Below are 23,393 nucleotides of genomic sequence, written 5' to 3' on the forward strand. Positions count from 1 at the left end.
GACTACTGGTCCCGGTACATCTCCGCGACCAGGAACGCCAGGTCCAGCGACTGGCTGCGGTTCAGCCGCGGGTCGCAGGCCGTCTCGTAGCGCTGGTGCAGGTCGTCGACGAAGATCTCGTCGCCGCCGCCCACGCACTCGGTGACGTCGTCGCCGGTGAGCTCGACGTGGATGCCGCCCGGGTGGGTGCCGAGGCCCTTGTGGACCTCGAAGAAGCCCTTGACCTCGTCCAGCACGTCGTCGAAGCGGCGGGTCTTGTGCCCGGAGGCCGCCTCGAAGGTGTTGCCGTGCATCGGGTCGGTCACCCAGGCCACCGTCGCACCGGACGCCGTGACCTTCTCCACCAGCTCGGGGAGCTTGTCGCGGATCTTGTCGGCGCCCATGCGCACGATGAAGGTCAGCCGGCCCGGCTCGCGCTCGGGGTCGAGGCGGTCGATGTACTGCAGCGCCTCCTCGGCCGTGGTGGTCGGGCCGAGCTTGATGCCGATCGGGTTGCTGATCCGGGACGCGAACTCGATGTGCGCCCCGTCCAGCTGCCGGGTGCGCTCACCGATCCACACCATGTGCCCGGAGACGTCGTACAGCCTGCCGGTGCGGGAGTCGACCCGGGTCAGGGCGGACTCGTAGTCCAGCAGCAGGGCTTCGTGCGAGGAGAAGAACTCGACGGTCTTGAACTCCTCCGGGTCGGTGCCGCAGGCCCGCATGAAGTTCAGCGCGTTGTCGATCTCCCGCGCGAGCTGCTCGTAGCGCTGCCCGGACGGGGACGACTTCACGAAGTCCTGGTTCCAGGCGTGCACCTGGCGCAGGTCGGCGTAACCGCCGGTGGTGAAGGCACGCACCAGGTTCAGCGTGGACGCCGACGCGTGGTACATGCGCTTGAGTCGCTCCGGGTCCGGGATGCGGCTGGCCTCGTTGAAGTCGAAGCCGTTCACGGAGTCGCCCCGGTAGGTCGGGAGCGTCACGCCGTCGCGGGTCTCGGTCGGCTTGGAGCGCGGCTTGGAGTACTGCCCCGCGATGCGGCCCACCTTCACCACGGGCACGGAGGCCGCGTAGGTGAGGACGGCACCCATCTGGAGCAGCGTCTTGAGCTTGTTGCGGATGTGGTCGGCGGACACCGCGTCGAAGGCCTCGGCGCAGTCGCCGCCCTGGAGGAGGAACGCCTCTCCCTTGGCGACGGACGCCATCCGGGCGCGCAGCTGGTCGCACTCGCCCGCGAAGACGAGCGGCGGATACGACTCGAGGTCCGCGATCACTGCGCGCAGAGCCTCGGTGTCGGGGTACTCGGGCTGCTGCGCCGCGGGCAGGTCTCGCCAGGTGTTGCCAGCGCTCGGGCTGGTCTTAGCGTTCACGGTCACCTCGTAAACATTACGGGGTCGTGTCGCATGGTTTCCGTCTGGCTCGAAGGGTGAGACGAAGTGATTGCTCCATGGACATCCGGCCTGTGCGGTAGGGTTCCCGCCATGTTCGCGCTTTCGACCCAGAACTGGTGGTGGACCGCTCATCCGGCGGCCCACTGACTGCGCGTACGCAAGACTTCGCGAAGGCCGCCCGAGGGGCGGCCTTCGGCGTATCCGGGGTCGTTCCTCCTCACCGACGGAAGAGGAACCATGGACCTGGCACAGCTGCTGCACGACCCCCGCCCCTTCGCCCTGCTCCGCCGTCGCGCCCCGGGCCGCGACGAGCACACGGTGGAGGTGCTGATCGGACCCGTCACCCCCCGTGAGCGCCTCGCCGACCTGCCCGAGGAGGGCCTCGCGCTCGTGCCGTTCCGGCAGATCCGCGAGCGCGGCTTCGACGTCCGCGACGACGGCACCCCGCTGCTCGTGCTGACGCCCGAGGAGTCGTACGAGATCCCGCTCGCCGAGGCCCTGCGGTCGCTGCCCGGTCACGAGGTGCGGGTCGAGGGCGGGGGCTTCGACGTCGGCGACGAGGAGTACCGCGAGATCGTCGGGCGGGTGCTGCGCGAGGAGATCGGCCGGGGCGAGGGCGCGAACTTCGTGATCCGGCGGACGTACGAGGGTGAGATCCCGGGGTTCGGGCGGGCCGACGCGCTGGCGCTGTTCCGGCGGCTGCTGGAGGGTGAGCGGGGCGCGTACTGGACGTTTGTCGTGCACACCGGGGAGCGGACGCTGGTGGGTGCCAGTCCCGAGGTGCATGTGCGGATGTCCGGCGGGACCGTCGTCATGAACCCGATCAGTGGGACGTACCGCTATCCGGCCGGGGGGCCGACGCCGGAGCACCTGCTGGACTTCCTCGCCGACGGCAAGGAGATCGAGGAGCTGTCCATGGTCGTCGACGAGGAACTGAAGATGATGTGCACCGTCGGCGACATGGGCGGGGTCGTCGTCGGCCCGCGCCTGAAGGAGATGGCGCACCTCGCGCACACCGAGTACGAGCTGCGTGGCAAGTCCTCCCTGGATGTGCGGGAGGTGCTGAAGGAGACCATGTTCGCGGCGACGGTCACCGGGTCGCCGGTGCAGAACGCGTGCCGGGTCATCGAGCGGCACGAGGTCGGTGGGCGCGGTTACTACGCGGGGGCGCTGGCGCTGCTCGGCCGGTACGCGGGTGGCGGGCGGGAAGAATCCGTGGGCGCCCAGACGCTGGACTCCCCCATCCTGATCCGCACCGCCGACATCTCCCCGGACGGCCGGCTGCGCGTCCCGGTCGGCGCGACGCTGGTGCGCGGCTCGGACCCGGCGGGCGAGGTGGCGGAGACCCATGCGAAGGCGGCGGGGGTCCTGGCGGCCCTGGGGGTACGGCCGTCCCGGCCGCGCGAGGAGCGGGTGCGGCCGCGGCTGGCCGACGACCCCCGGGTGCGGGCCGCGCTGGACGGGCGCCGCTCGTCGCTGGCGCCGTTCTGGCTGCGGATGCAGGAGCGGTCCGGGCAGCTGACCGGGCACGCACTCGTCGTCGACGGTGAGGACACCTTCACCGCGATGCTGGCGCATGTGCTGCGGTCGAGCGGGCTGGACGTCACCGTCCGGCGGTACGACGAGCCCGGCCTGCGGGAGGCGGTGCGGGTGCACGCGGGGCCGGTGGTGCTGGGTCCCGGCCCCGGTGATCCGTCCGACACGGCCGACCCGAAGATGCAGGTCCTGCGGGAACTCACCGCCGAGGTGATCCGGGAGCACCGGCACGGCGTGCTCGGCGTCTGCCTCGGCCACGAGCTGATCGCGGCCGAGCTGGGCCTGGAGATCGTACGGAAGGAAGTGCCGTACCAGGGTGCGCAGACGGAGATCGACCTGTTCGGGCGGTGCGAGACCGTCGGCTTCTACAACAGCTTCGTGGCGCGCTGCGACGACGAGGCGCTCGCCGAACTCGCCGCGCACGGCGTCGAGGTGAGCCGGGCCGGCAACGGTGAGGTGCATGCGATCCGGGGCCCCGGGTTCAGCGGGGTGCAGTTCCACCCGGAGTCGGTGCTGAGCCTGAACGGGGCCGCGGTCGTACGGGAGCTGATGGGTCAGCTGCGCCGCACGACCGTGTAGCCGTCCGGAGGCGGTCGTCAGCCGAAGAACACCCCGACCTCCTCGTACAGCTTGGGGTCCACCGTCTTCAGTTTGGCGGTGGCCTCCGCGATCGGGACGCGGACGACGTCGGTGCCGCGCAGGGCGACCATCTTGCCGAAGTCGCGGTCCCGGACGCAGTCGATGGCGTGCAGGCCGAAGCGGGTGGCGAGCCAGCGGTCGAAGGCGCTGGGGGTGCCGCCGCGCTGGATGTGCCCGAGGACGGTGGTGCGGGCCTCCTTGCCGGTGCGCTTCTCGATCTCCTTGGCCAGCCACTCGCCGACGCCGGAGAGGCGGACGTGTCCGAAGGAGTCCAGCGACTGGTCCTTGAGGACCACGTCGCCGTCCTTCGGCATGGCGCCCTCGGCGATGACGACGATCGGGGCGTACGACGCCTTGAAGCGGGAGGTGATCCAGGCGCACACCTGGTCGAGGTCGAAGCGCTGTTCGGGGATGAGGATGACGTTGGCGCCGCCGGCCAGGCCCGAGTGGAGGGCGATCCAGCCGGCGTGGCGGCCCATCACCTCGCAGACGAGGACCCGCATATGGGACTCGGCGGTGGTGTGCAGGCGGTCGATGGCCTCGGTGGCGATACCGACCGCGGTGTCGAAGCCGAAGGTGTAGTCGGTGGCGGACAGGTCGTTGTCGATGGTCTTGGGCACGCCGACGCAGGGCACGCCGTACTCGTCGGACAGCCGCGCGGCCACGCCCAGGGTGTCCTCGCCGCCGATCGCGACGAGGGCCTCGATCTCCAGCTTGGCCAGGTTCTCCTTGATACGGCGGATGCCGTTCTCCTGCTTGAGGGGGTTGGTGCGCGAGGAGCCGAGGATGGTGCCGCCGCGGGGCAGGATGCCGCGCACCGCGGGGATGTCGAGGCGGATGGTGTCGCCTTCGAGAGGGCCGCGCCAGCCGTCCCGGAAGCCGACGAAGTCGTATCCGTACTCCTGCACGCCCTTGCGGACGATGCCCCGGATGACGGCGTTGAGCCCGGGGCAGTCGCCGCCTCCGGTCAGTACTCCGACCCGCATGGAAATGTCCCTTCGCCGCGGTTGCCTGACGCTCAGTCACGGTAATGGTGACTCGCGTCACACAGCGAGAGGCGGGAAGGGTGATTCCGGTGAATTGTCAGGAGGCTGCTTGACCAGGCGGTTTCACGCGTCGTCGAGGCCGCGCTCTATCGCGTACCGCACGAGCTCCACCCTGTTGTGCAGCTGGAGCTTGCCGAGGGTGTTCTGGACGTGGTTCTGGACCGTGCGGTGGGAGATGACGAGGCGTTCGGCGATCTGCTTGTAGCTCAGCCCCTTGGCCACCAGCCGCAGCACCTCCGTCTCCCGCTCGGTCAGCCGGGGCGCCCCCGGCTCGTCGGCGTCCGGGGCGGGCGCGGGCTCGGAGGCCAGGCGCCGGTATTCGCCGAGGACCAGTCCGGCCAGGCCCGGTGTGAACACCGGGTCGCCGACGGCGGTACGGCGCACCGCGTCCAGCAGTTCCTCGGTGGACGCCGACTTCAGCAGGTAGCCGGTCGCGCCGGACTTCACCGCCTCCAGGACGTCGGCGTGCTCACCGCTCGCGGACAGGACCAGGACGCGCAGGGCGGGGTGGTGGGCGACGAGCTCCTTGCACACCTGGACGCCGGGCTTGGCGGGCAGGTTGAGGTCCAGGACGAGGACGTCGGGGGCAGCGGCCTTGGCGCGGCGCACCGCCTGCTCGCCGTCGCCGGCGGTGGCGACCACCTCGAAGCCGGACTCGGCCAGGTCCCGGGCGACCGCGTCGCGCCACATGGGATGGTCGTCGACCACCATGACCTTGATCGGGTCCTGCTGCTCGCTCATCGCTTCTCCGCCTTGTCCCACGAGACCTTCGGTACCTTCAGTTCGACCTCCGTGCCCTGCCCGGGGACGGAGAGCAGCTCGGCGCTGCCGCCCAGGTCGCGCAGCCTTCCCCGGATCGAGAGGGCCACGCCGAGTCGGCCCTCGCCCTCGGCCTGGGCGAGCCGGCCCTCGGGGATGCCGGGGCCGTCGTCCCGGACGGTGACCACGATCTCGTCGGGCTCGTCCTCGACCAGGATCCAGGCCCGGGCGTCCTGGCCGGCATGCCTGCGCACGTTGTCCAGGGCGGCCCCGACCGCCGCGGCCAGCTCCCGCGCGGCCTCCGGCAGCAGCGGCACCGGGGCGCCGGGCTCGGCGAGGCTGACCCGGGCGCCGGCGTAGGGGGCGAGCAGGGAGCGCAGGTCGAGGGGGCCGTCGTCGTCCGGTTCCTCGACCGCGCGGACGACGGCTCCGGCGGCCGTGTCCTCCGAGACCCGGGAGACGGGCAGCAGGCCGCCGGAGACCAGCGTGCGCAGTGCCACCTCCTGCTCCCCGGCCATGCGCCCCAGCTCGGCCGCCTCGCCGCCGAGGACCGCGCCGCGCCGCTGCACCATCGCCAGCACCTGGAGCACGCTGTCGTGGATGTCCCGGGCCAGCCGCTCCCGCTCCCGGGTCGCGGCCTCGATCTCCAGGGCGCGGGCGAGGGTGCGCTCGGAGGCGCGGGCGACCTCCACGACGTAGCCGATGGCGACGGAGGACACCCAGACGAGGATCACGTTGTGCACGGTGTCCCGGGCGGGATGGCCGCGCTCGATCAGGTTGACGGCGGCGACGGCGGTGGAGGCCACGGCGGCCCACCGCCAGCCGCCCTTGATGGCGAAGGCCAGCACCGAGCCGGCGGTCCATATCGACGGCAGCGTCGGGCCGCCGCCCGCGATCCGCTCGTGGCTGTCGGCGAGCGGGGTGAGCAGGATGCCGGTCAGGGCGATGGTCAGGTCGACGGCCAGGAAACGCTTGGTGCAGCTGGCCTCGTTCGCCACCCGGGGCAGGGTGGCGAGCGTCCACACGGCCAGGACGGCGTAGTAGGCGACGGCGACCCAGGGGTGGGCGAAGTGGTCGTACGCGGTGGCGCACAGGCCGATGGCGTACAGCATCGTCAGCACGCGGTAGCCGGCGAGCGCACGCCACAGGGGCAGCTCGACCGACATCGTCATGACCCGCTCACGCTTGGGCATGGCCCCCCGATCCCCCGGTTTCCCCCGCTAGCCCTCGGCCTGCTTCTTCTCCGCCTCCTTGGCGGCCTTCTCCGCCTTCTCCGCTTCCTTGGCCGCCTTCGCCGCGTCCGTGATCTGCCGCTTGGCGGCGGTCGCGTACATGTCGACGTACTCCTGGCCGGAGAGCTTCATGATCTCGTACATGACCTCGTCGGTCACCGCGCGCAGCACGAACCGGTCGTGCTCCATGCCCTGGTAGCGGCTGAAGTCCAGCGGCTTGCCGATCCGGATGCCCGGGCGCATCAGCTTGGGCATGACCTTGCCGGGCGGCTGGATCTTCTCGGTGTCGATCATCGCGACGGGGATGACGGGAGCGCCGGTGGCGAGCGCCACGCGCGCGAGGCCGCCGGGCTTGCCCCGGTACAGGCGGCCGTCGGGCGAGCGGGTGCCCTCCGGGTAGATCCCGAACAGCTCGCCGCGCTCCAGCACCTCTATGCCGCTCTTGATCGCCGCCTCGCCGGCGCCGCGCGCCCCGGAGCGGTCCACCGGGAGCTGTCCGACGCCCTTGAAGAAGGCCGCGGTGAGGCGGCCCTTGACGCCGGGCGTGGTGAAGTACTCGGCCTTGGCGATGAAGGTGACCTTGCGGTCGAGGACCGCGGGCAGGAAGAACGAGTCCGAGAAGGACAGGTGATTGCTCGCCAGGATCGCGGCCCCTTCGGGCGGAATGTTCTCCAGGCCCTCCACCCAAGGTCTGAAGGCGACCTTCAGCGGCCCTCCGATGGCAACCTTCATCGTGCCGTACAACACCCGCGTGCCTCCTGTTTCCGTCGATCAGACCTTAACCCGGAGTGCCGTCAATGAGCCCGACGACCCTGGTCGGTGTCAGTGCGGTCGCGTACGGTGAAACACATCCGCCCGTTCTTCACGCCTCTCTTCTCGGGAAACTGGAGAGGCCCTCTCAGGAACAGGAGCCCGAAAGGTGCCGGTTCTCCCCGGAGCCGAGCCGTACCGCCACGAGGGCGGGGAGGTGGGTGTCCTCCTCTGTCACGGCTTCACCGGCTCGCCCCAGTCGCTGCGCCCCTGGGCGGAGCACCACGCGGCGCACGGCCTGACCGTGTCGCTGCCCCTGCTGCCCGGACACGGCACCCGCTGGGAGGACATGCAGCTCACCGGCTGGCAGGACTGGTACGCGGAGGTGGACCGCGAGCTGCAGCTGCTGGGTGACCGGTGCTCCCGGGTGTTCGTCGCGGGCCTGTCGATGGGCGGGGCGCTGGCGCTGCGGCTGGCGGCCAAGGAGGGCGAGCGGATCGCCGGGGTGGTCGTCGTCAACCCGGCGAACCGGGTGCACGGCCTGTCGGCGTACGCCCTTCCGGTGGCCCGGCATCTCGTGCGGACGACGAAGGGCATCGCCAGCGACATCGCCAAGGGCGGTCCGGCGGAGCTGGGTTACGACCGGGTGCCGCTGCACGCGGCGCACTCCCTGCGGGTGTTCCTGCGCCGGCTGGACGGCGAGCTGCCCCAGGTCACCCAGCCGTTGCTGCTGCTGCGCAGCGCCCAGGACCATGTGGTCCCGGCGGCGGACCCGGCCCGCGTGCTGAGCCGGGTTTCCTCCAGGGACGTAACGGAGATCGTGCTGGAACAGAGTTACCACGTGGCGACGTTGGACCACGATGCGGACCGGATCTTCGAGGAGAGCCTCGCCTTCATCGGCCGGCTCGCACCCAGTGTCGGCAAGGAAGGGACGGCCGCAGTTGGCTGAGCACGACTCCGACCGCGAGGACCGCGAGCCGGACGAGAAGGGAGTGCCCTTCGACGAGGAGGCCGCCTGGCAGGCCATCGTCGCGGGGTACGGCGAGGAGCCGGCGGACCCGCCGGGCGCCAAGCCCTTCAAGCCGGTGAAAGACCTCGCGCTGCCCGAGCCGGATCCCCCGGGCGAGGGCGGCGACGGTTCCGAGGAACCGCGGCCCGCGCGGCCGCTCGGCAGCTCGATCTCGTTCGCGCCGGGCGTCGGCCCGCGTGACTACACCGCGCCGGAGCCGTCCGAGGACGACTTCGACGAGGACGACGAGGGCCACTTCGTGCCGCCCGAGCCGCCGCCTCTGCCGACGGCCGACACGACCGCCAAGTTCGCCTGGCTCGGGGTCGTCGGCGGCCCGATCCTGCTGTTGCTGGCCGTGCTGCTGGGCTGGGAGATGACCTGGTGGCTGACGACCCTCGGCATCGGCGGCTTCCTCGGCGGGTTCGTGACGCTGGTGACGCGGATGCGGACGGACGAGGACGACGACGGTGATCCCGGGCGCGGGGCGGTTGTCTGAGCGACGCTTCAGGCGGCCGGGATTCTGAGGGCGGCCAGGACCGGAAGGTGGTCCGTGGCCGCCCTCAGGTCCCTCTCCGTGATCCCCGGCTGGTCCAGGGGCACCCCGCAGCCGAGCACCTCGATGCCCTTGGTGGCGAAGACGGCGTCGATGCGCTGGTGGGGGGCGGCGGGGGTGGAGGTGAACTCGCCGCCCCAGGGGGTGGTGGTCCGGCAGTCCTGAAGGCTGTCGGAGAGGAGGCGGAAGGTGCGGCCGTCGGGGCGCTCGTTGAGGTCACCGCCGACGACGGCGTGCTCCACGCCCATTGCGGCGAGGCGGTCGAGGAGCAGGCCGGCCTGCTCGTAGCGCTCGTCCTTCTGCAGGCTCAGGTGGCAGCTGATGACGCCCACGCGGGCTGAGCCGAAACGGACCACTGCTGTGGCGAGGCCGCGGCGGTGCAGGCCGGGGGTGAGCGGGAGGAGTACGTCTTCCGTTCGTTCGACGGTGGCTCGCAAGCTGCACAGGATCGCCGGGCCCGCCGCCGTCGCGCCTCCGGTGAGGACGACCATGCCGGAGTCCGCCGCGAGTCGGGCGAGCTTCTTGCGCCAGCGGAAGAAACGGGGGGCTTCCTGGACGAGGACCAGGTCGGGGGCGCAGGCGGTGATCACCCTTGCCAGGGCGTCGGTGTCGTCGCGCATCGAGCGGATGTTGTAGCTCAGGACGCGGATGAGGGCTGAACCTTCGGGCTCTGTACGGGAGTTCGGGAGCAGCACCATGTGGATCAATGTACGCCCCATGGCTCGGGGCGCGAGGTCGTGTGCGACTGCCGGTTCGTTGTGGCTTGTCGCGCAGTTCCCCGCGCCCCTGGGACAGCACGGGTTTCTTTACATGATCGGGTCGGGCTCGCGGGCCAGGTCGGCCGCGCCCACCAGGCCCGCCTTGTTGCCCAGCTGGGCCGCGATCACGTCGGCGACCGGGCGCCAGTTGCCGCCGACCAGCCAGCGCTTGTAGGACTTGCGGATCGGGTCGAGGACCAGCTCGCCCTCGTCGGAGAGGCCGCCGCCGACGATGAAGGCCGAGGGGTCGAAGAGGGAGGCCAGGTCGGCGAGGCCGGCGCCGGCCCAGCGGGCCAGCTCGCGGTAGGAGTCGACGGCGACCGGGTCGCCCTGGCGGGCGGCCATGGAGATGTGCTTGCCCTCGATGCCTTCCGGGGTGCCGTCGCCCAGGCCGAGCAGGATCTCGGCGGCCTCGGGGGTGGCGTTGGCACGCTGCTTGGCGTAGCGGACCAGGGCGCGGCCGGAGGCGTACTGCTCCCAGCAGCCCTGCGAACCGCAGCCGCACAGCAGGCCGTCCGGGACCATCCGGATGTGGCCGAACTCGGCGGCCACGCCGAAGTGGCCGCGGCGCAGCTTGTTGCCGATGATGATGCCGCCGCCGAGGCCGGTGCCGAGGGTGATGCAGATGACGTTGCGGTGGCCCTTGCCGGCGCCGAACTTGTACTCGCCCCACGCGGCGGCGTTGGCGTCGTTCTCGACCACGACCGGGAGGCCGACGCGGGCCTCGACCTGCTCCTTCAGCGGCTCCTGGCGCCAGTCGATGTTGGGGGCGAAGTAGACGGTGGAGCGCTGCCGGTTCACGTAACCGGCCGCACCGATGCCCACGCCGACGATCTCGTGCCCGGCGCGCGCGCCCTCGACGGCGGAGGCGATGGCGTCCACGATCGCCTCGGGCGTGCCCGGGGTCGGCACCTTGTGCGTCGAGAGGATGTTGCCTTCCTCATCGACCACGCCGGCCGCGATCTTCGTGCCGCCGATGTCGACGCCGATGGTGAGTCCCATGAATCCCTCAGTTTCGGTCGAGCCCCGCTACGGCCAACCGTACCCGAGGCCCTGCCGTGGGAGGGCTTCAGTCCAGGTCGATGCGTTCGCCCGGACCGGTGCCCTCGCCCCGGTCGGGACGGTCGGGCCAGTCGTCCTTCAGGTCGGCCGCACCGGTGGTCCAGCGGCGCTCCTGGGCCTGGACGGCGGAGCGGTAGGCGGCCAGCAGTTCGGTGCCGGCCGCGGCGAGGTGGTCGAAGACCTCCGGGTTGCGCTCGATGACGGGTTCGACGGCGGCCTTCGCCTGCTGGACGACCTGCCGCACCACCTGCTGGGCGGCGGGTCCGGCGACGGCCCCGAGGAGCGGGGACTGGAGACCGGACAGCTTGTCGGCGACCGTGTCCACGAACTTGCGCAGTTCCTCGGCGGCGGAGCCCGGGGTCGGGCCGTGCTCGGCGCGGCGGCGGGCCTTCTCGGCGGCGAGGTCCTCGGCACAGGCCGTGGCCCAGGCGTCGGCGTCGGTCGCCCGTTCCTCCCCGGCCTCGTCGGAGGTGTCGGGTGCGGGGCGCTCTTCGCTCATGGCGGACTCCTGACTACGGTTCGCCCCTACGACGTTACCCGAATGGGCGTACGGCGTTCATCGTCCGGGGGCGGGCCACAGGTCGGGGTCGGGGGCGAACCGGATGCGTAGCTCGCCCTCCCGCAGCCCCGCGCCGGCGACGGTGCAGCGGCGCAGGGCGGAGGGCAGCGGAACGATGCGCCGGAAGGGGCCTGCGCTGATCACGAGTTCGTCGCCGCGCCGGATCAGATCGAGGTCCTCCCGTATCGCGCCGGGCAGCGGAAGGTGCCAGACCAGCACGCCGTCCTCGGCGAGCCGGTCGGTGACGGGCCACTCGACCGGGGCGGGCGCGGCGTTGACGCCGGGCACGGCGAGGGCGGCGAGGTCGTCGGTGCCGTGGGGATCGTGGCCGAGGTGGGGGACGGCGTGGGCGTCGTACTGCTCCTCCCAGTCGGCCAGCGCCTTGCGCTGCTGGGCGAGGAGTCCGGAGAGCCAGGTGTCGGGGACGGTCTCGGGCAGGACGCGGTTGGCGATCAGGGCCTCGGTGCGCAGGGCGCGCAGGGCGAGGCCGAGGGTCGCGGTGCGGACGGCGTCGGTGCCGGCGGGGCCGGGTTCGGCGACCAGGCGTACGGAGGTGTGCCGGTCGGTGAGCACCGCCTCCACGGCGGCCAGTTCGACGTCCCAGCGGGCTGCCGTCTCGTACAGCCATTCGGCGGGCATGGGGACGCCGGCCAGGCGGCCGAGGACCGGGCGCAGGGCGCGGGCCGCCTGCCGCTCGGGCGGGAGCAGGCGGCGCAGGTAGCGGCGCATCTCCTCGGGGAGGGCGAGCAGGGCGAGGGCCTGCGGGAGGGGCGGGAGGTCGACGACGAGGAGGTCGTAGCGCTCGGAGAGGGCGGCGTCGCGCAGGGCGCGCAGGAAGGACAGCTCCTCGGCGCCGGGCAGCGGGGTGACTTCCTCGGCGTCCAGGCGGGCGGCGCCGAGGAGGTCGAGGACGTTCGCGGCGCGGGTCTGGAAGGCGGTGAGGTCCTGCCGGAAGCGGTCGACTGCGTCGGGCCTCCACACGGTGAGGAGGGGGGCGACTTCCGTCGGGGTCGGTCCTGTTCCGGTGCCCAGGGCCGCGCCGAGGGTGTCGGTGTGATCGGCGCTGAGCAGGAGGGTGCGGGTGCCTTCGCCTGCGGCGCGCTGTGCGGTGGCGGCAGCGACGGTCGTGCGACCGCTGCCGCCCGGGCCCGTGATCAGGATGGTGCGCATGAGGGTGAACGGTACCGGTGCCGGCCCTGGGGGCTGCCGCCCCCCAGACCCCCGCTTCGGCCTGGCGGCCTCGTCCTCAGACGCCGGACGGGCTGTCTTGTTCCACCCTCTTCTTCAGGCCCGCCAGGGCGCGGTCGATGATGACCTTCTCCGCCTTGCGCTTGATCATGCCGAGCATGGGGATCTTGACGTCGACGGTGAGCTGGTAGGTGACCTCGGTGGCGCCCGCGCCGGCCGGCTTGAGGATGTAGGAGCCGTCCAGGGAGCGCAGCATCTGGGACTTCACCAGCGTCCAGGAGACCTCGTTCTCCCCGGTCCAGGTGTAGCCCAGGGTCTGGTCGTCCTTGATGGCCCCGGCGTCCATGACGAGGCGGACCTGCTCGGCGCGGCCCCGCTCGTCGGTCTTGAGGACCTCGGCCTCCTTGACCTCGCCGGTCCAGTCCGGGTAGCGGGCGAAGTCGGCGATCACCGCCATGACGTCGGCCGGAGCCGCCTCGATCGTGATGCTCGAACTGGTGTGTTCCGCCATCGCCGTGGCTCCTCCAGATACGGACCGAAGAGTGTGCAGCGTGAAGGCTACCGCGCCGCCGACCTGCCGCCTTCACCGCCTTCACCTCGTCTCCCGGTCCTCACCACTCGAGCGCCCAGGGCCTGCCCGTACCGGCGAAGTGCCCCACGTTCACGCACTCGGTCGCTCCGATCCGCATCCGGCGCGCCAGCGGCTGGTGGACATGGCCGAAGAGGGAGTAGCGGGGGCGGGTGCGGCGGATCGCGTCCAGGAGGGCCCGGCTGCCGCGCTCGAAGCGGCGCGCGACGGTGTCGTAGACCAGCTCGGGCACCTCCGGCGGGATGTGCGTGCACAGCACGTCGACCTCGCCGACGGCCTCGATCTTCGCCGCGTACTCCTCGTCGTCGATCTCGTACGGCGTGCGCATCGCGGTGCGCAGGCCGCCGCCCACGAAGCCGAACGTCCAGCCGCCGATCTCCACCCGCTCCCCGTCCAGCACCGTGGTGCCGGACCGCGCGTACTCACTCCACAGAGGCGGCATGTCGACATTGCCGTACGTGGCGTACGTCGGTGTCGGGAAGGCGGCGAACAGCTCGGCGTACTGCTTGCGCACCGCCTTCTCGATCGCGCCGGCCCGGTCGGAGCCGATCCCGGCCCACAGCCGGGCGCCGAAGGCGCGCGCCTCCTCGAAGCGGCGGGCGGTGCGCAGCTCGACGATGCGGTCGGCGTTCTCCTTGCCGAACAGGTCGGGGAAGATCCCGCGCGAGTGGTCGGCGTAGTCGAGGAAGAGGACGAGGTCGCCGAGGCAGATCAGGGCGTCCGCACCTTCGCCGGCCCGGGCCAGGTCACGGGCGTTGCCGTGCACGTCACTGACCACATGGACGCGAGTCCTTCGGTTGCCGGAGCGTGTGGGTGCCATGGTGATCAAGGGTAGGCGTGTGGGATCTGCGTGAACAGTGGCGGCCCGGCTTGTGGTTACTCGCCGGTCGCTTAGGCCGTGGACTACTGTGCGCGAAGGAACGCCATCCTGTGTGACGCAGCGAACATCTCGTCGGGACCCCCTGTCGTAGAAGCCATACCGACGGGTAACGTCCGGGCAGTCCAGTCGTGCTCTGGGTTTCAACCAAGCGTGAACATCCGGAGCACTTGCCCGAGCCTTGGACCACACCGTCGCATCACACAGTGTCGTGGCGCCGGCGCCCTATGAGGAGCAGCAGTCTTGCGCGAGTTCAGCCTTCCGGCTTTGTACGAGGTCCCCGCGGACGGCAATCTGACCGACATCGTCCGCAGAAACGCCGCGCAGCATCCCGACGTCGCCGTCATCTCCCGCAAGGTGAGCGAAGCGAAGTGGGAGTCCCCCCGGACGAAGTCTGGGGGAGGCACCTGGCAGGACGTGACCGCCCGGGAGTTCCTGGCCGAGGTGCACACCGCCGCCAAGGGCCTCATCGCCGCGGGTGTGCAGCCGGGCGACCGGGTCGGCCTGATGTCCAGGACGCGCTACGAGTGGACGCTCCTCGACTTCGCGATCTGGAGCGCGGGCGCGGTCACCGTGCCGGTGTACGAGACCAGCTCGCCGGAGCAGGTGCAGTGGATCCTGTCCGACTCGGGCGCGACCGCCTGCATCGTGGAGCTGGACAACCACACGGCCGCCGTGGACTCGGTCCGCGACGCGCTGCCCGCCCTCAAGCACGTCTGGCAGATCGAGGCCGGCGGCCTGGAGGAGCTGGGCCGGCTCGGGCAGGACGTCGCGGACGCGACCGTGGAGGAGCGCTCCTCGCTCGCCAAGGCCGACGACCCGGCGACCATCGTCTACACGAGCGGTACGACCGGCCGCCCCAAGGGGTGTGTGCTCACCCACCGCAGCTTCTTCGCCGAGTGCGGGAACGTGGTGGAGCGCCTGCGGCCGCTGTTCCGTACCGGTGAGTGCTCCGTCCTCCTCTTCCTCCCGCTCGCGCACGTCTTCGGGCGGCTGGTGCAGGTCGCGCCGATGATGGCGCCGATCAAGCTGGGCTGTGTCCCGGACATCAAGAACCTCACCGACGAGCTGGCGGCCTTCCGGCCGACGCTGATCCTCGGTGTCCCGCGCGTCTTCGAGAAGGTCTACAACTCCGCGCGCGCCAAGGCGCAGGCGGACGGCAAGGGCGCGATCTTCGACAAGGCCGCGGACACCGCGATCGCCTACAGCAAGGCGCTGGACACCCCGTCGGGCCCGCCCCTGGCTCTGAAGATCAAGCACAAGGTGTTCGACAAGCTGGTCTACAGCAAGCTGCGCGCGGTCCTCGGCGGCCGGGGCGAGTACGCGATCTCCGGCGGCGCCCCGCTGGGCGAACGGCTCGGCCACTTCTTCCGCGGCATCGGCTTCACGGTGCTGGAGGGCTACGGCCTGACCGAGTCCTGTGCGGCGACCGCGTTCAACCCCTGGGACCGGCAGAAGATCGGCACGGTCGGCCAGCCGCTGCCGGGCTCGGTGATCCGGATAGCGGACGACGGCGAGGTGCTGCTGCACGGCGAGCACCTGTTCAAGGAGTACTGGAACAACCCGGGCGCGACCGCGGAGGCGCTCGCCGACGGCTGGTTCCACACGGGTGACATCGGCACCCTCGACGAGGACGGCTACCTCAGGATCACCGGCCGCAAGAAGGAGATCATCGTCACCGCGGGCGGCAAGAACGTGGCCCCGGCCGTGATCGAGGACCGGATCCGGGCGCATGCGCTGGTCGCGGAGTGCATGGTGGTGGGCGACGGGCGGCCGTTCGTGGGCGCGCTGGTCACCATCGATGACGAGTTCCTGGGCCGTTGGGCCGAGGAGCACGGCAAGCCGGCGGGCTCCACCGCGGCGTCGCTGCGCGAGGACCCGGATCTGCAGGCGGCGATCCAGGCGGCGGTCGACGACGGCAACGCCGCGGTGTCGAAGGCGGAATCGGTGCGGAAGTTCCGCATTCTGTCCTCCCAGTTCTCGGAGGAATCGGGCCACCTCACCCCGTCGCTGAAGCTCAAGCGGAACGTGGTGGCGAAGGACTACGCGGACGAGATCGAGGCGATCTACGCCAAATAGCCTGACTGGCAACGCTGGTAACGCATCATGGCGCGGTGTCCTCGGCGAGGACCCGCGCCATCGTGCGTTCGGCGAGCGCGGTGATGGTGACGAAGGGGTTCACCCCGAGCGAGCCGGGCACGAGCGAGCCGTCGGTGATGTAGAGCCTGGAGTACCCCTTCACCCGGCCGTAGTCGTCGGTCGCCTTCCCCAGGACGCAGCCGCCCAGCGGGTGGTAGGTGAAGTCGTCCGCGAAGATCTTGCTGGTCGAGCCGAAGAGGTCGTACCGGTAGATGGTCAGGTTGGCCGCGTTGATCCGGTCGAAGAGCTTCTTGGCCATGGCGACCGACACGGCGCTCTGGGCCGGGGTCCAGCCGAGTTTCACCGCCCCGGACGTGGAGTCGTACGAGAACGACGCCCGCTCGGGGTTCTTGGTGATCGCCAGGTACAGGCTGATCCAGTGCTCGAACCCCATGGGCAGCGGGGCGATCTCGGCGAAGACCGGGTTTGCGGTGTTGGCCCAGTCGTCGATGCCCATGACGGGCATGGTCGCCTGGTTGGCGCCGACGGTGTCCCACAGGTGGTTGGCGCGGCCGAGCATGGTGTTGCCGTTGGTGCCCCAGCCCGCGCCCACGCCGGAGGTCAGGTCGGGCAGGGTGCCGGTGTCCCGGGCGCGGACGAGGAGTTCGGTGGTGCCGAGGCTGCCGCCGCCGAGGAAGAGGTACGTGCAGCTGTACTGCTTGGTCTCCACGACGGTGCCGGTGGTGTCGATGCGGTCGACGGTCAGGACGTACGACCCGTCGCTCGCCCTGGTGACCGATCTGACCTTCTCCAGGGTGTGGATGGTGACGTTGCCGGTGCCGAGGGCGGCGGCCAGGTAGGTCTTGTCGAGGCTGCGTTTGCCTTGGTTGTTGCCGTAGATGACCTCGCCCGCCAGCGCGGACCTGGTGGCGGTGCCGGCGGCCTCGCGCTGCATGTAGCCGAAGTCGTAGACGTTCGGCACGAAGGTGGTCTTCAGGCCCGCGTTGGCGGCGGCCTTCCGGGAGGTGCGGGTGAACTGGTACCACTCCGTGGACTCGAACCAGGCCGGGTCGACGGTGTTGACGCCGAGCATGGAGCGGGCGCGCGGGAAGTAGGTGCCGTACATCTCGTCGGCATCGACGGTCGGGAACTGCTCGGCGAAGTAGGACTTCAGCGGGGTGACCGCCATGCCGCCGTTGACCAGGGAGCCGCCGCCGACACCCCGGCCGACGTACACGGACATGTGGTCGTAGTGCACGCGGTCGAGGACTCCGGGGTAGGCGCTGATGTCCTTGTTGACGAGGTCCAGCCACAGGAAGGTGGCCAGCGGGGCCTCCGTGCGGGTGCGGAACCACATGGAGCGCTGGTCGGGGGCGCTGGTGGAGCAGAACACCTTGCCGTCGCTGCCGGCGGTGTTCCACAGGCGGCCCATCTCCAGGACGAGGGTGCGGATGCCGGCCTGGCCGAGGCGGAGGGCGGCTACGGCGCCGCCGTAACCGGAACCGACCACGATGGCCGTCGCGTTGTCGACGGCGGCCGGTTCGGCGGCCTGTGCGGACTTGAGACCGATGCGGGTGAGACCGGCCGTGGCGGCGGTCTGCAGGGCGATCATGCCCAGGATGTGACGTCTGCTCAGCTGATGCTGCGTCAGTTTTGCTGTCATGTGCGCAGCATGTGCGGAATTACCAAGTCCGACTAGGGGGTACGCCTGGATTTGGGGCGCCATCCAGGGTGGTGGGTGCACTCGGTCGGCGACTGCAGGTCGTTCGTGGCTGGTCGCGCAGTTCCCCGCGCCCCTTATGGGGCGCTGCACTACAGCAGTGCTTTCAACCTCTGCGCCAGCAGGTCCCAGCGCCACTTCTCCTCGACCCACTGCCTGCCTCGCTCCCCCATCCTGCGACGCAGCTCGGGGTCGTGCAGCAGGGGGATGATGCGGTCGGCGGCCTCCTCGGGGGAGCCGCCCCGCACGACCCAGCCCGTCTCCCCGTCCAGCACCGCGTCCGGGGCGCCGCCCGAATCCCCCGCGACCACCGGCAGCCCGGTGGCCGACGCCTCCAGGTAGACGATTCCCAGGCCCTCGACGTCCAGGCCGCCGCGCCGGGTGCGGCACGGCATGGCGAAGACGTCCCCGGCGCCGTAGTGCGCGGGCAGCTCGGACCAGGGCACGGCGCCGGTGAAGCGGACCGATGCCTCGACGCCGGTCTCCCGGGCCAGTCGGCGCAGGTCCTGCTCGTAGGGGCCGCCGCCGACGACGAGCAGCACGGCGTCCGGCTCGGCGGCCAGGATCCGGGGCATGGCCTGGATCAGGGTGTCCTGGCCCTTGCGCGGCACCAGCCGGGACACGCACACGACCACCGGCCGCTCGGTGAGTCCGAGCCGCGCCCGGACCTCTTCGCCGCCCGAGCCGGGGTGGAAGGTCTTCTCGTCGACCCCGGGCGGCAGCTGGACCATCCGCCGGGCCGCGTCCGGGGTCAGCGCGGTGGCGATCCGGGAGCGGGTGTACTCGCCCAGGTACGTGATCGTGTCCGTGGACCGACCGATCCGGCGCAGCAGTTGCCGGGCGGCGGGCAGCTGGGCCCAGCCGGCCTCGTGCCCGTGGGTGGTGGCCACCAGCCGCTGGGCGCCCGCCCTGCGCAGCGCGGGCGCCATCAGCCCGAGCGGCGCGGCCGCCCCGAACCACACCGAGGTGCAGCCGTGCTCGCGCAGCAGCCCGACCGCCCGCCGGGTCGCCGCCGGGGTGGGCAGCAGCATGGTCGTGCGGTCGCGTACGACAGTGAAGGGCTGATCGGCGTCGAAGGCGGCCGTGGCCTCGATGCCCTCCCGGCTGCGCTTCCAGGTGGAGGCGTACACGACGAGCTGCCCCGGCTCCAGCCGGAGGGCCATGTTGTGCAGGAAGGCCTGGATGCCGCCCGGCCGGGGCGGGAAGTCGTTGGTGACGATCAGCGTCTTGTGCATCGCCGTCGACCCTACCGGGCGCGCCTCATGGCACCCGCACAGGTCGGCAGGCAATCACGGGGCGGACCGGGGCCGGCGGACGAGCAGGGGTGCGGGTGAGCGGGAAGGCGGCGGGAGCGCCGGCGGCCTGGTGTGTCAGCCGGCTGGTGCTGCTGCTCCTCGTCCTGCGGGTGCTCCCCTTTCCCGGCGTGGACGTCACCACCGACGTCTCGGTGATCTACCAGGGCTGGTACGAGGTGCTGCGCCACGGCACGTTTCCGCTGGGCGACGTCACCTGGCGGTACCCGCCCGCCGCCGCCCTTGCGGTCCTCGCCCCTGCCGCCCTGCCCTTCCTGTCCTACCGGACGCCTTCTTCGTGCCGGCGTGCCTCGCCGACCCGACCGTGCTGTCCCTGCTGCTGTACACGGGCCTGCGGCCCGGCCGGTCGCCGCGCGGGGCCTGGACCTGGGTCGCGGGCGTACCGCTGCTCGGCCCGACGGTGTACGTCCGCTACGACCTGATGGTGACCGCGGTGGCCGTGGCGGCCCTGCTCGCGGGGGCCCGGCACCCCCGCGTGCCGGGCGCGCCGGCGGGCCTCGGGGCGCTGCTGAAGGTGTGGCCGGCGCTGCTCCTGGTGGGCGCCACGCGGCTGCGGGCGTGGGCGTCGGCCGCGGTGACCGCGGGCGGCCTCGGCGCGCTGTTCGCGCCGGCCGTGCCCGGCGGGCTCGGCTTCCTCGCCTTCCAGCGGGACCGGGGCACCGAGGTGGAGTCGCCGGGCGGTCCGGTCTTCCCTGTGGCCTGGCACTTCGGCCGGCAGGGCGAGGTGCTGCTGAACCACGGGTCGATCGAGTTCCTCGGCCCGTACGTCGGGCTGGTCAGCAGCGCCGCGATGGCGCTGACCGGGGCGGCCTTCGGCCGGCTGGTGCTGTGGCGGCTGCGGGCGGCCCGCCTCGCGCCGCACACGCTCGCGGAGGCAGCCTTCACGGCGGTGCTGCTGTTCACGGTCACCAGCCGGGTGATCAGCCCGCAGTACCTGGTGCGGCTGATCGGCCTGGCCGCCGTGTGCCTGTGCTTCCGGTCCAGCCGGATGGGTGCGCCCGCCTCGCTGCTCCTCGCCGCGGCCCTGCTGACGGTCCTGGAGTTCCCGGTCGGCTTCGTGCACGTGGCCGTGAGCGATCCGTACGGCGTCACGCTGCTGCTCCGCAACGGCCTGCCGGTCGCCGCCGCGCTGAGGGCGGCCCGGGAGCTGTGGCGGTGCACGGTCCCCGCGGCCACCGTGACCCCGCTGCCCCCTCAGGCGACCCGCGCGAAGGAGACCTCCGCCTCCTGACGCCCCGCCCGCCGCAGCAGCACCGCCACGGCCCCGCACTGCACGGCCATCGCGAGCGCGAGCGCCAGGCAGACACCGGGCAGGCCGAGGCCGGACAGGGCGTGGGCCAGGGGCAGCTGAACGGCGGTGCCGAGCAGGGTGACCCCGAGCAGTGCCGGTGCTCCGCCGCTGCCCTCGAAGACCCCGCCGAGCGCGATGAAGCAGGCCATCAGCAGCAGATAGGGGCCGACGCAGCGCAGGAACAGCACGCCCTGGTGGGCGACTTCGGGTCCGGCGCCGAAGGCGGCCATGATCCAGGGGGCGGTGGCGGCGAACAGGACGGCGGCGCTCAGGCCGAGGGCCCCGGACACGAGCATCGCCTCCCGGCCGATGTCCCGGCGCGCGTCCTTCCCCGTGCCCCGCGTGTGCGCGGTGTGGATCGCGGCGGCCTGCCGTACCGCGTAGAAGGCCATCGTGGCGACGTACATGACCTTGTACGCGATCGCGTAGCCGGCCACCGCCGGCACACCGAGCCGCGCCACAATCGCCACCAGCACCAGCGCCCCGGCCTGCCGCACGGTGAAGTCGGCGGACATGGGCAGGCCGGTGGTGAGGGTACGGCGCAGGGCAGCGGGCACCGGCTCAGCGGGGCGGGCCTGCCCGGCCGCGCGCAGCAGGGCGCCCCGGCCGAGGACACGCAGGCCCGCCACCAGGGCCACGCACCGGCACAGCACGGTGGAGACGGCGGCGCCCTGGACGCCGTAGAGGTGAATCAGGAGGGGGTCACAGAGCAGGATGAGCCCGTTGGCCAGCAGGGCGAGCCGCATCGGGGTACGGGTGTCGCCGGCGCCCTTGAGGATGCCGTCGACGAGTTGCTGGGCGAAGAAGACGGTCATGCCCGGCAGGGAGATCGCGAAGTAGGCGGTCGCGAGGTGAAGGGCGGCCGACCCGCCACCGCCGAGGACCAGGCGGGCCAGCGGCTCGCGCAGCAGGAGCCCTCCCGCCACCACCAGCGGCGTGACCAGCCCGCACAGCGCCCAGCCGCCACGTACCGCGGCCCGTAGGGCGCCGGGATCGCGGGCTCCCCTGGCATGCGCGATCAACACGGTCGTACCGGAGGCGAAGACCAGCGCGAAGCCGAGCAGCACGTTCTCGGTGTTCGTCGCGACGGCGACGGCGGCCACGGCGGCGCCGCCGAGCCGGGAGACCCAGACGGTGTTGATGATCCCGGAGGCGACCGAGGCGAGGAGCGAGAGGTAGACGGGGTGGGCGAGTGAGACGAGCTGTCTGCGGTGAGCGTTCATCAGGTTCCCCTCGTATCGAGCTATCACGAATCGAGCCATCTCTATTCGAGGTATCTCGATAAGAGCTAGCATGGCCGTCAGGCCCGCTGCAAGGAGGAGTTCGCGTGCTGGAGCTGTCGATCCTGGGGTTTCTCGCCGAGGAGCCCCTGCACGGCTACGAGCTGAAGGAGCGCATCACCGCGTTGAGCGGTCATGTCCGCCCGGTCAGCGACGGCGCCCTCTACCCGGCCATCAACCGGCTCGTCGCCGCGGGCAAGCTCGACCAGCGCACCGAGGAGGGCGCGAGCGCCGCCCCGCGCCGGGTGCTGTCGCTCACCGCGCAGGGCCGCGCGGATCTGCTGGAGCGGCTGCGCCGTCCCAAGCAGGTGGAGATCACCGACCACGTCCGCTTCAACACGGTCCTGGCCTTCCTGCGCCACCTGCCCGACCCGGCCGAGCAGGCCGCGGTGCTGCGCCGCCGGCTGGACTTTCTGGAGACTCCGGCGAGCTTCTTCTACCGGGACGGCGAGCCGGTGCGCGCGGAGGAAGCCGAGGACCTCTTCCGGCAGGGCATGCTGCGCGTCGCCCGGGCCACCGGCACGGCGGAGCGGGCGTGGCTGCGCGAGGCCGTCGAGGTGCTCGGTCAGCGGAGCTGAGCGCGCACGTACTCCCGCCACCGGGCGGTGAAGGCCGTGGGCGTCGTCCCGAGCACCTTGGTCATCGCCTCCTCGACCGCGCCCGCCCGCTTCGCGTGGTCGCCGACGGCCCGGTAGAAGGCGCCGAGCCGGGCCGTGCCCCAGTGGTCGGCGATCATCCGGCAGGCCAGCCAGCCGCCCTCGTAGGCCTGCGCGAGCCGGGCCGGGTCACTGTCGAAACGGAAGTCCCCGTCGGCGGGGAGGGCCGAGGGCACCCGGCCGTCCTGGACAGCGCGGGCCAGTTCCGGCGCGACCTCGGAGGGCGTGCGGCCGGTGCCGAGGTAGCCGATCCAGTCGGCGTAGCCCTCGGAGAGCCACAGCGGGGTGGCGGTGGTGGTGTGCGCGCGGGTCGCCACATGGGTGGTCTCGTGGGTGAGGACCACTTGTTTGCCGACGGCGCCGAGCACGGCGTACGCCTCGGGGTTGACGACCACCCGGTCCGCCGGCGCCGTACCGGAGCCGCCCGCCTCGCCGGTGGTGACCGCGGCGATGCCCCGGTAGTTGGCGGCGGGCGAGGCGAGCAGGCCCGCCATGCCCTGAAGCGTGCGCGGGACGAGGACGACGACCCGGCGCGTCCAGTCCGTGCCCCAGGCACGGGAGACGGCCGGGACGGCGCGGTCGGCGAGCCGGGCGTAAAGACGCAGTCCGCCGGTGCTCTCGCCGCTCCCGAGGACCAGACTGTGCGCGCCCTTGACGGCGGTCACGGGGCCCTGGTCCCACAGCTGCTGCCCGGCCTTGCGCGCGGGCCTGTCGGCGGTGACGTACCACCTGCCGTCGGCGGTGCGGCCGAGGCTGAGGGTGCGGCGGACGCTGACCGGGGCCCGGTCGTAGCCGGCGATGCGGTAGCGCAGTTCGGCGTCGGCGGTGGCGCCCGGGCCGCCGCCGTGCAGGCCGGTCACGCGGTAGGTCCAGGAGGCCAGCGGGAGCGCGCGCAGGCGGGCGTACTCGGTTCGGATGCCCGTCGCGCCGTAGGCCGTCTCGTCGTGGCCGAGCAGGGCCGCCGACCGGGTGTCGAGCACCCGCTGCACCTGGGCCCGCGCGGAGTCGGCCGCCGATCGCCCGCCGCATCCGGACAGCGGCGGCACGAGCAGCAGACAGAGCCCCGCCGCCACGGTGCGCCACACCCCCCGCGTCCGTCTGCGATCAGCCATTTCCCGATCGTACGG

At 71.9% G+C, this 23,393-nt stretch carries 21 protein-coding genes and 1 pseudogene; 7 read left to right on the forward strand and 15 right to left on the reverse strand.

What is annotated here, in order from left to right; genetic code table 11:
* Positions 1-2 precede the first annotated feature (2 nt).
* Complete coding sequence (locus tag AQI88_RS05605; RefSeq protein ID WP_066992771.1) at positions 3-1,355, reverse strand: class II 3-deoxy-7-phosphoheptulonate synthase; 1,353 nt, start codon at positions 1,353-1,355, stop codon at positions 3-5.
* A gap of 105 nt (positions 1,356-1,460) precedes the next feature.
* On the opposite strand from AQI88_RS05605, the gene AQI88_RS49005 reads away from it, so the two are divergent.
* Both AQI88_RS49005 and AQI88_RS05610 read left to right on the forward strand, forming a co-directional pair.
* Positions 1,461-1,517 carry a trp operon leader peptide gene (locus tag AQI88_RS49005; RefSeq protein ID WP_078912442.1) on the forward strand — a complete coding sequence of 19 codons (57 nt, stop codon included), beginning with the start codon at positions 1,461-1,463 and terminating at the stop codon, positions 1,515-1,517.
* A gap of 90 nt (positions 1,518-1,607) precedes the next feature.
* Positions 1,608-3,485 carry an anthranilate synthase family protein gene (locus AQI88_RS05610; protein ID WP_066992774.1) on the forward strand — a complete coding sequence of 626 codons (1,878 nt, stop codon included), beginning with the start codon at positions 1,608-1,610 and terminating at the stop codon, positions 3,483-3,485.
* 17 nt (positions 3,486-3,502) lie between these two features.
* Here the strand turns inward: AQI88_RS05610 and AQI88_RS05615 are convergent, their stop codons facing one another.
* The 4 genes from AQI88_RS05615 to AQI88_RS05630 all read right to left on the reverse strand — a co-directional run bounded on the left by AQI88_RS05615 (position 3,503) and on the right by AQI88_RS05630 (position 7,326).
* The gene (locus AQI88_RS05615; protein WP_066992777.1) at positions 3,503-4,531 is read right to left on the reverse strand and encodes a 6-phosphofructokinase; all 1,029 of its coding nucleotides are present in this window, start codon (positions 4,529-4,531) and stop codon (positions 3,503-3,505) included.
* Between the two features lie 123 nt (positions 4,532-4,654).
* Entirely contained in the window at positions 4,655-5,332 is a 678-nt protein-coding gene (locus tag AQI88_RS05620; protein WP_066992780.1) for a response regulator, read from the reverse strand.
* On the reverse strand, positions 5,329-6,543 hold the full coding sequence (gene macS, locus AQI88_RS05625; protein WP_066992781.1) for a MacS family sensor histidine kinase: 1,215 nt from the start codon (positions 6,541-6,543) through the stop codon (positions 5,329-5,331). The genes AQI88_RS05620 and macS overlap by 4 nt, the downstream gene beginning before the upstream one ends.
* A 27-nt stretch (positions 6,544-6,570) precedes the next feature.
* Positions 6,571-7,326, reverse strand: a complete 756-nt coding sequence (locus AQI88_RS05630; RefSeq protein WP_079057432.1) for a lysophospholipid acyltransferase family protein — start codon at positions 7,324-7,326, stop codon at positions 6,571-6,573.
* A 175-nt stretch (positions 7,327-7,501) separates the two neighbouring features.
* Here AQI88_RS05630 and AQI88_RS05635 point away from each other — a divergent pair, with 175 nt between their 5' ends.
* Together AQI88_RS05635 and AQI88_RS05640 are read left to right on the forward strand one after the other, a co-directional pair.
* Positions 7,502-8,281 carry an alpha/beta hydrolase gene (locus tag AQI88_RS05635; protein ID WP_066992784.1) on the forward strand — a complete coding sequence of 260 codons (780 nt, stop codon included), beginning with the start codon at positions 7,502-7,504 and terminating at the stop codon, positions 8,279-8,281.
* Positions 8,274-8,837, forward strand: coding sequence for a hypothetical protein (locus AQI88_RS05640; protein WP_066992786.1), 564 nt, complete (start codon positions 8,274-8,276; stop codon positions 8,835-8,837). Before AQI88_RS05635 ends, AQI88_RS05640 begins: the two co-directional genes overlap by 8 nt.
* A gap of 8 nt (positions 8,838-8,845) precedes the next feature.
* Here the strand turns inward: AQI88_RS05640 and AQI88_RS05645 are convergent, their stop codons facing one another.
* The 6 genes from AQI88_RS05645 to AQI88_RS05670 form a co-directional block, all read right to left on the reverse strand.
* Positions 8,846-9,592, reverse strand: coding sequence for an endonuclease/exonuclease/phosphatase family protein (locus AQI88_RS05645; protein ID WP_066992788.1), 747 nt, complete (start codon positions 9,590-9,592; stop codon positions 8,846-8,848).
* 108 nt (positions 9,593-9,700) lie between these two features.
* Positions 9,701-10,654, reverse strand: coding sequence for an ROK family glucokinase (locus AQI88_RS05650; protein WP_066992791.1), 954 nt, complete (start codon positions 10,652-10,654; stop codon positions 9,701-9,703).
* A 67-nt stretch (positions 10,655-10,721) separates the two neighbouring features.
* Positions 10,722-11,213 carry a DUF5304 domain-containing protein gene (locus tag AQI88_RS05655; protein ID WP_066992794.1) on the reverse strand — a complete coding sequence of 164 codons (492 nt, stop codon included), beginning with the start codon at positions 11,211-11,213 and terminating at the stop codon, positions 10,722-10,724.
* Between the two features lie 57 nt (positions 11,214-11,270).
* A complete protein-coding gene (locus tag AQI88_RS05660) occupies positions 11,271-12,443 on the reverse strand; it encodes an ArsA family ATPase (protein WP_066992797.1) in 1,173 nt (390 codons plus the stop codon).
* 76 nt (positions 12,444-12,519) lie between these two features.
* Entirely contained in the window at positions 12,520-12,972 is a 453-nt protein-coding gene (locus AQI88_RS05665; RefSeq protein ID WP_066992803.1) for an SRPBCC family protein, read from the reverse strand.
* Between the two features lie 100 nt (positions 12,973-13,072).
* A complete protein-coding gene (locus AQI88_RS05670) occupies positions 13,073-13,870 on the reverse strand; it encodes a metallophosphoesterase family protein (RefSeq protein ID WP_066992806.1) in 798 nt (265 codons plus the stop codon).
* A 300-nt stretch (positions 13,871-14,170) separates the two neighbouring features.
* Here AQI88_RS05670 and AQI88_RS05675 point away from each other — a divergent pair, with 300 nt between their 5' ends.
* Positions 14,171-16,006, forward strand: coding sequence for an AMP-dependent synthetase/ligase (locus tag AQI88_RS05675; RefSeq protein ID WP_066992808.1), 1,836 nt, complete (start codon positions 14,171-14,173; stop codon positions 16,004-16,006).
* A gap of 25 nt (positions 16,007-16,031) precedes the next feature.
* Here AQI88_RS05675 and AQI88_RS05680 read toward each other — a convergent pair whose 3' ends face one another.
* Entirely contained in the window at positions 16,032-17,669 is a 1,638-nt protein-coding gene (locus AQI88_RS05680) for a GMC oxidoreductase (RefSeq protein WP_449657832.1), read from the reverse strand.
* 149 nt (positions 17,670-17,818) lie between these two features.
* Positions 17,819-18,961 carry a glycosyltransferase family 4 protein gene (locus AQI88_RS05685; RefSeq protein WP_066992813.1) on the reverse strand — a complete coding sequence of 381 codons (1,143 nt, stop codon included), beginning with the start codon at positions 18,959-18,961 and terminating at the stop codon, positions 17,819-17,821.
* Positions 18,962-19,056: 95 nt separating this feature from the next.
* Here AQI88_RS05685 and AQI88_RS05690 point away from each other — a divergent pair.
* A pseudogene (locus tag AQI88_RS05690) lies at positions 19,057-20,270 on the forward strand (glycosyltransferase 87 family protein).
* Here AQI88_RS05690 and AQI88_RS05695 read toward each other — a convergent pair.
* Positions 20,234-21,625, reverse strand: coding sequence for an MATE family efflux transporter (locus AQI88_RS05695; protein ID WP_107118466.1), 1,392 nt, complete (start codon positions 21,623-21,625; stop codon positions 20,234-20,236). The pseudogene AQI88_RS05690 and the gene AQI88_RS05695 sit on opposite strands and share 37 nt — an antisense overlap.
* Positions 21,626-21,657: 32 nt before the next feature.
* Here AQI88_RS05695 and AQI88_RS05700 point away from each other — a divergent pair, with 32 nt between their 5' ends.
* Positions 21,658-22,188, forward strand: coding sequence for a PadR family transcriptional regulator (locus AQI88_RS05700; protein ID WP_066992819.1), 531 nt, complete (start codon positions 21,658-21,660; stop codon positions 22,186-22,188).
* On the opposite strand, the gene AQI88_RS05705 is transcribed toward AQI88_RS05700, so the two are convergent.
* Positions 22,176-23,378, reverse strand: coding sequence for a hypothetical protein (locus tag AQI88_RS05705; protein ID WP_066992821.1), 1,203 nt, complete (start codon positions 23,376-23,378; stop codon positions 22,176-22,178). The genes AQI88_RS05700 and AQI88_RS05705 overlap by 13 nt on opposite strands.
* Positions 23,379-23,393 lie beyond the last annotated feature (15 nt).

It is taken from the genome of Streptomyces cellostaticus (assembly GCF_001513965.1).
Lineage (GTDB): Bacteria > Actinomycetota > Actinomycetes > Streptomycetales > Streptomycetaceae > Streptomyces > Streptomyces cellostaticus.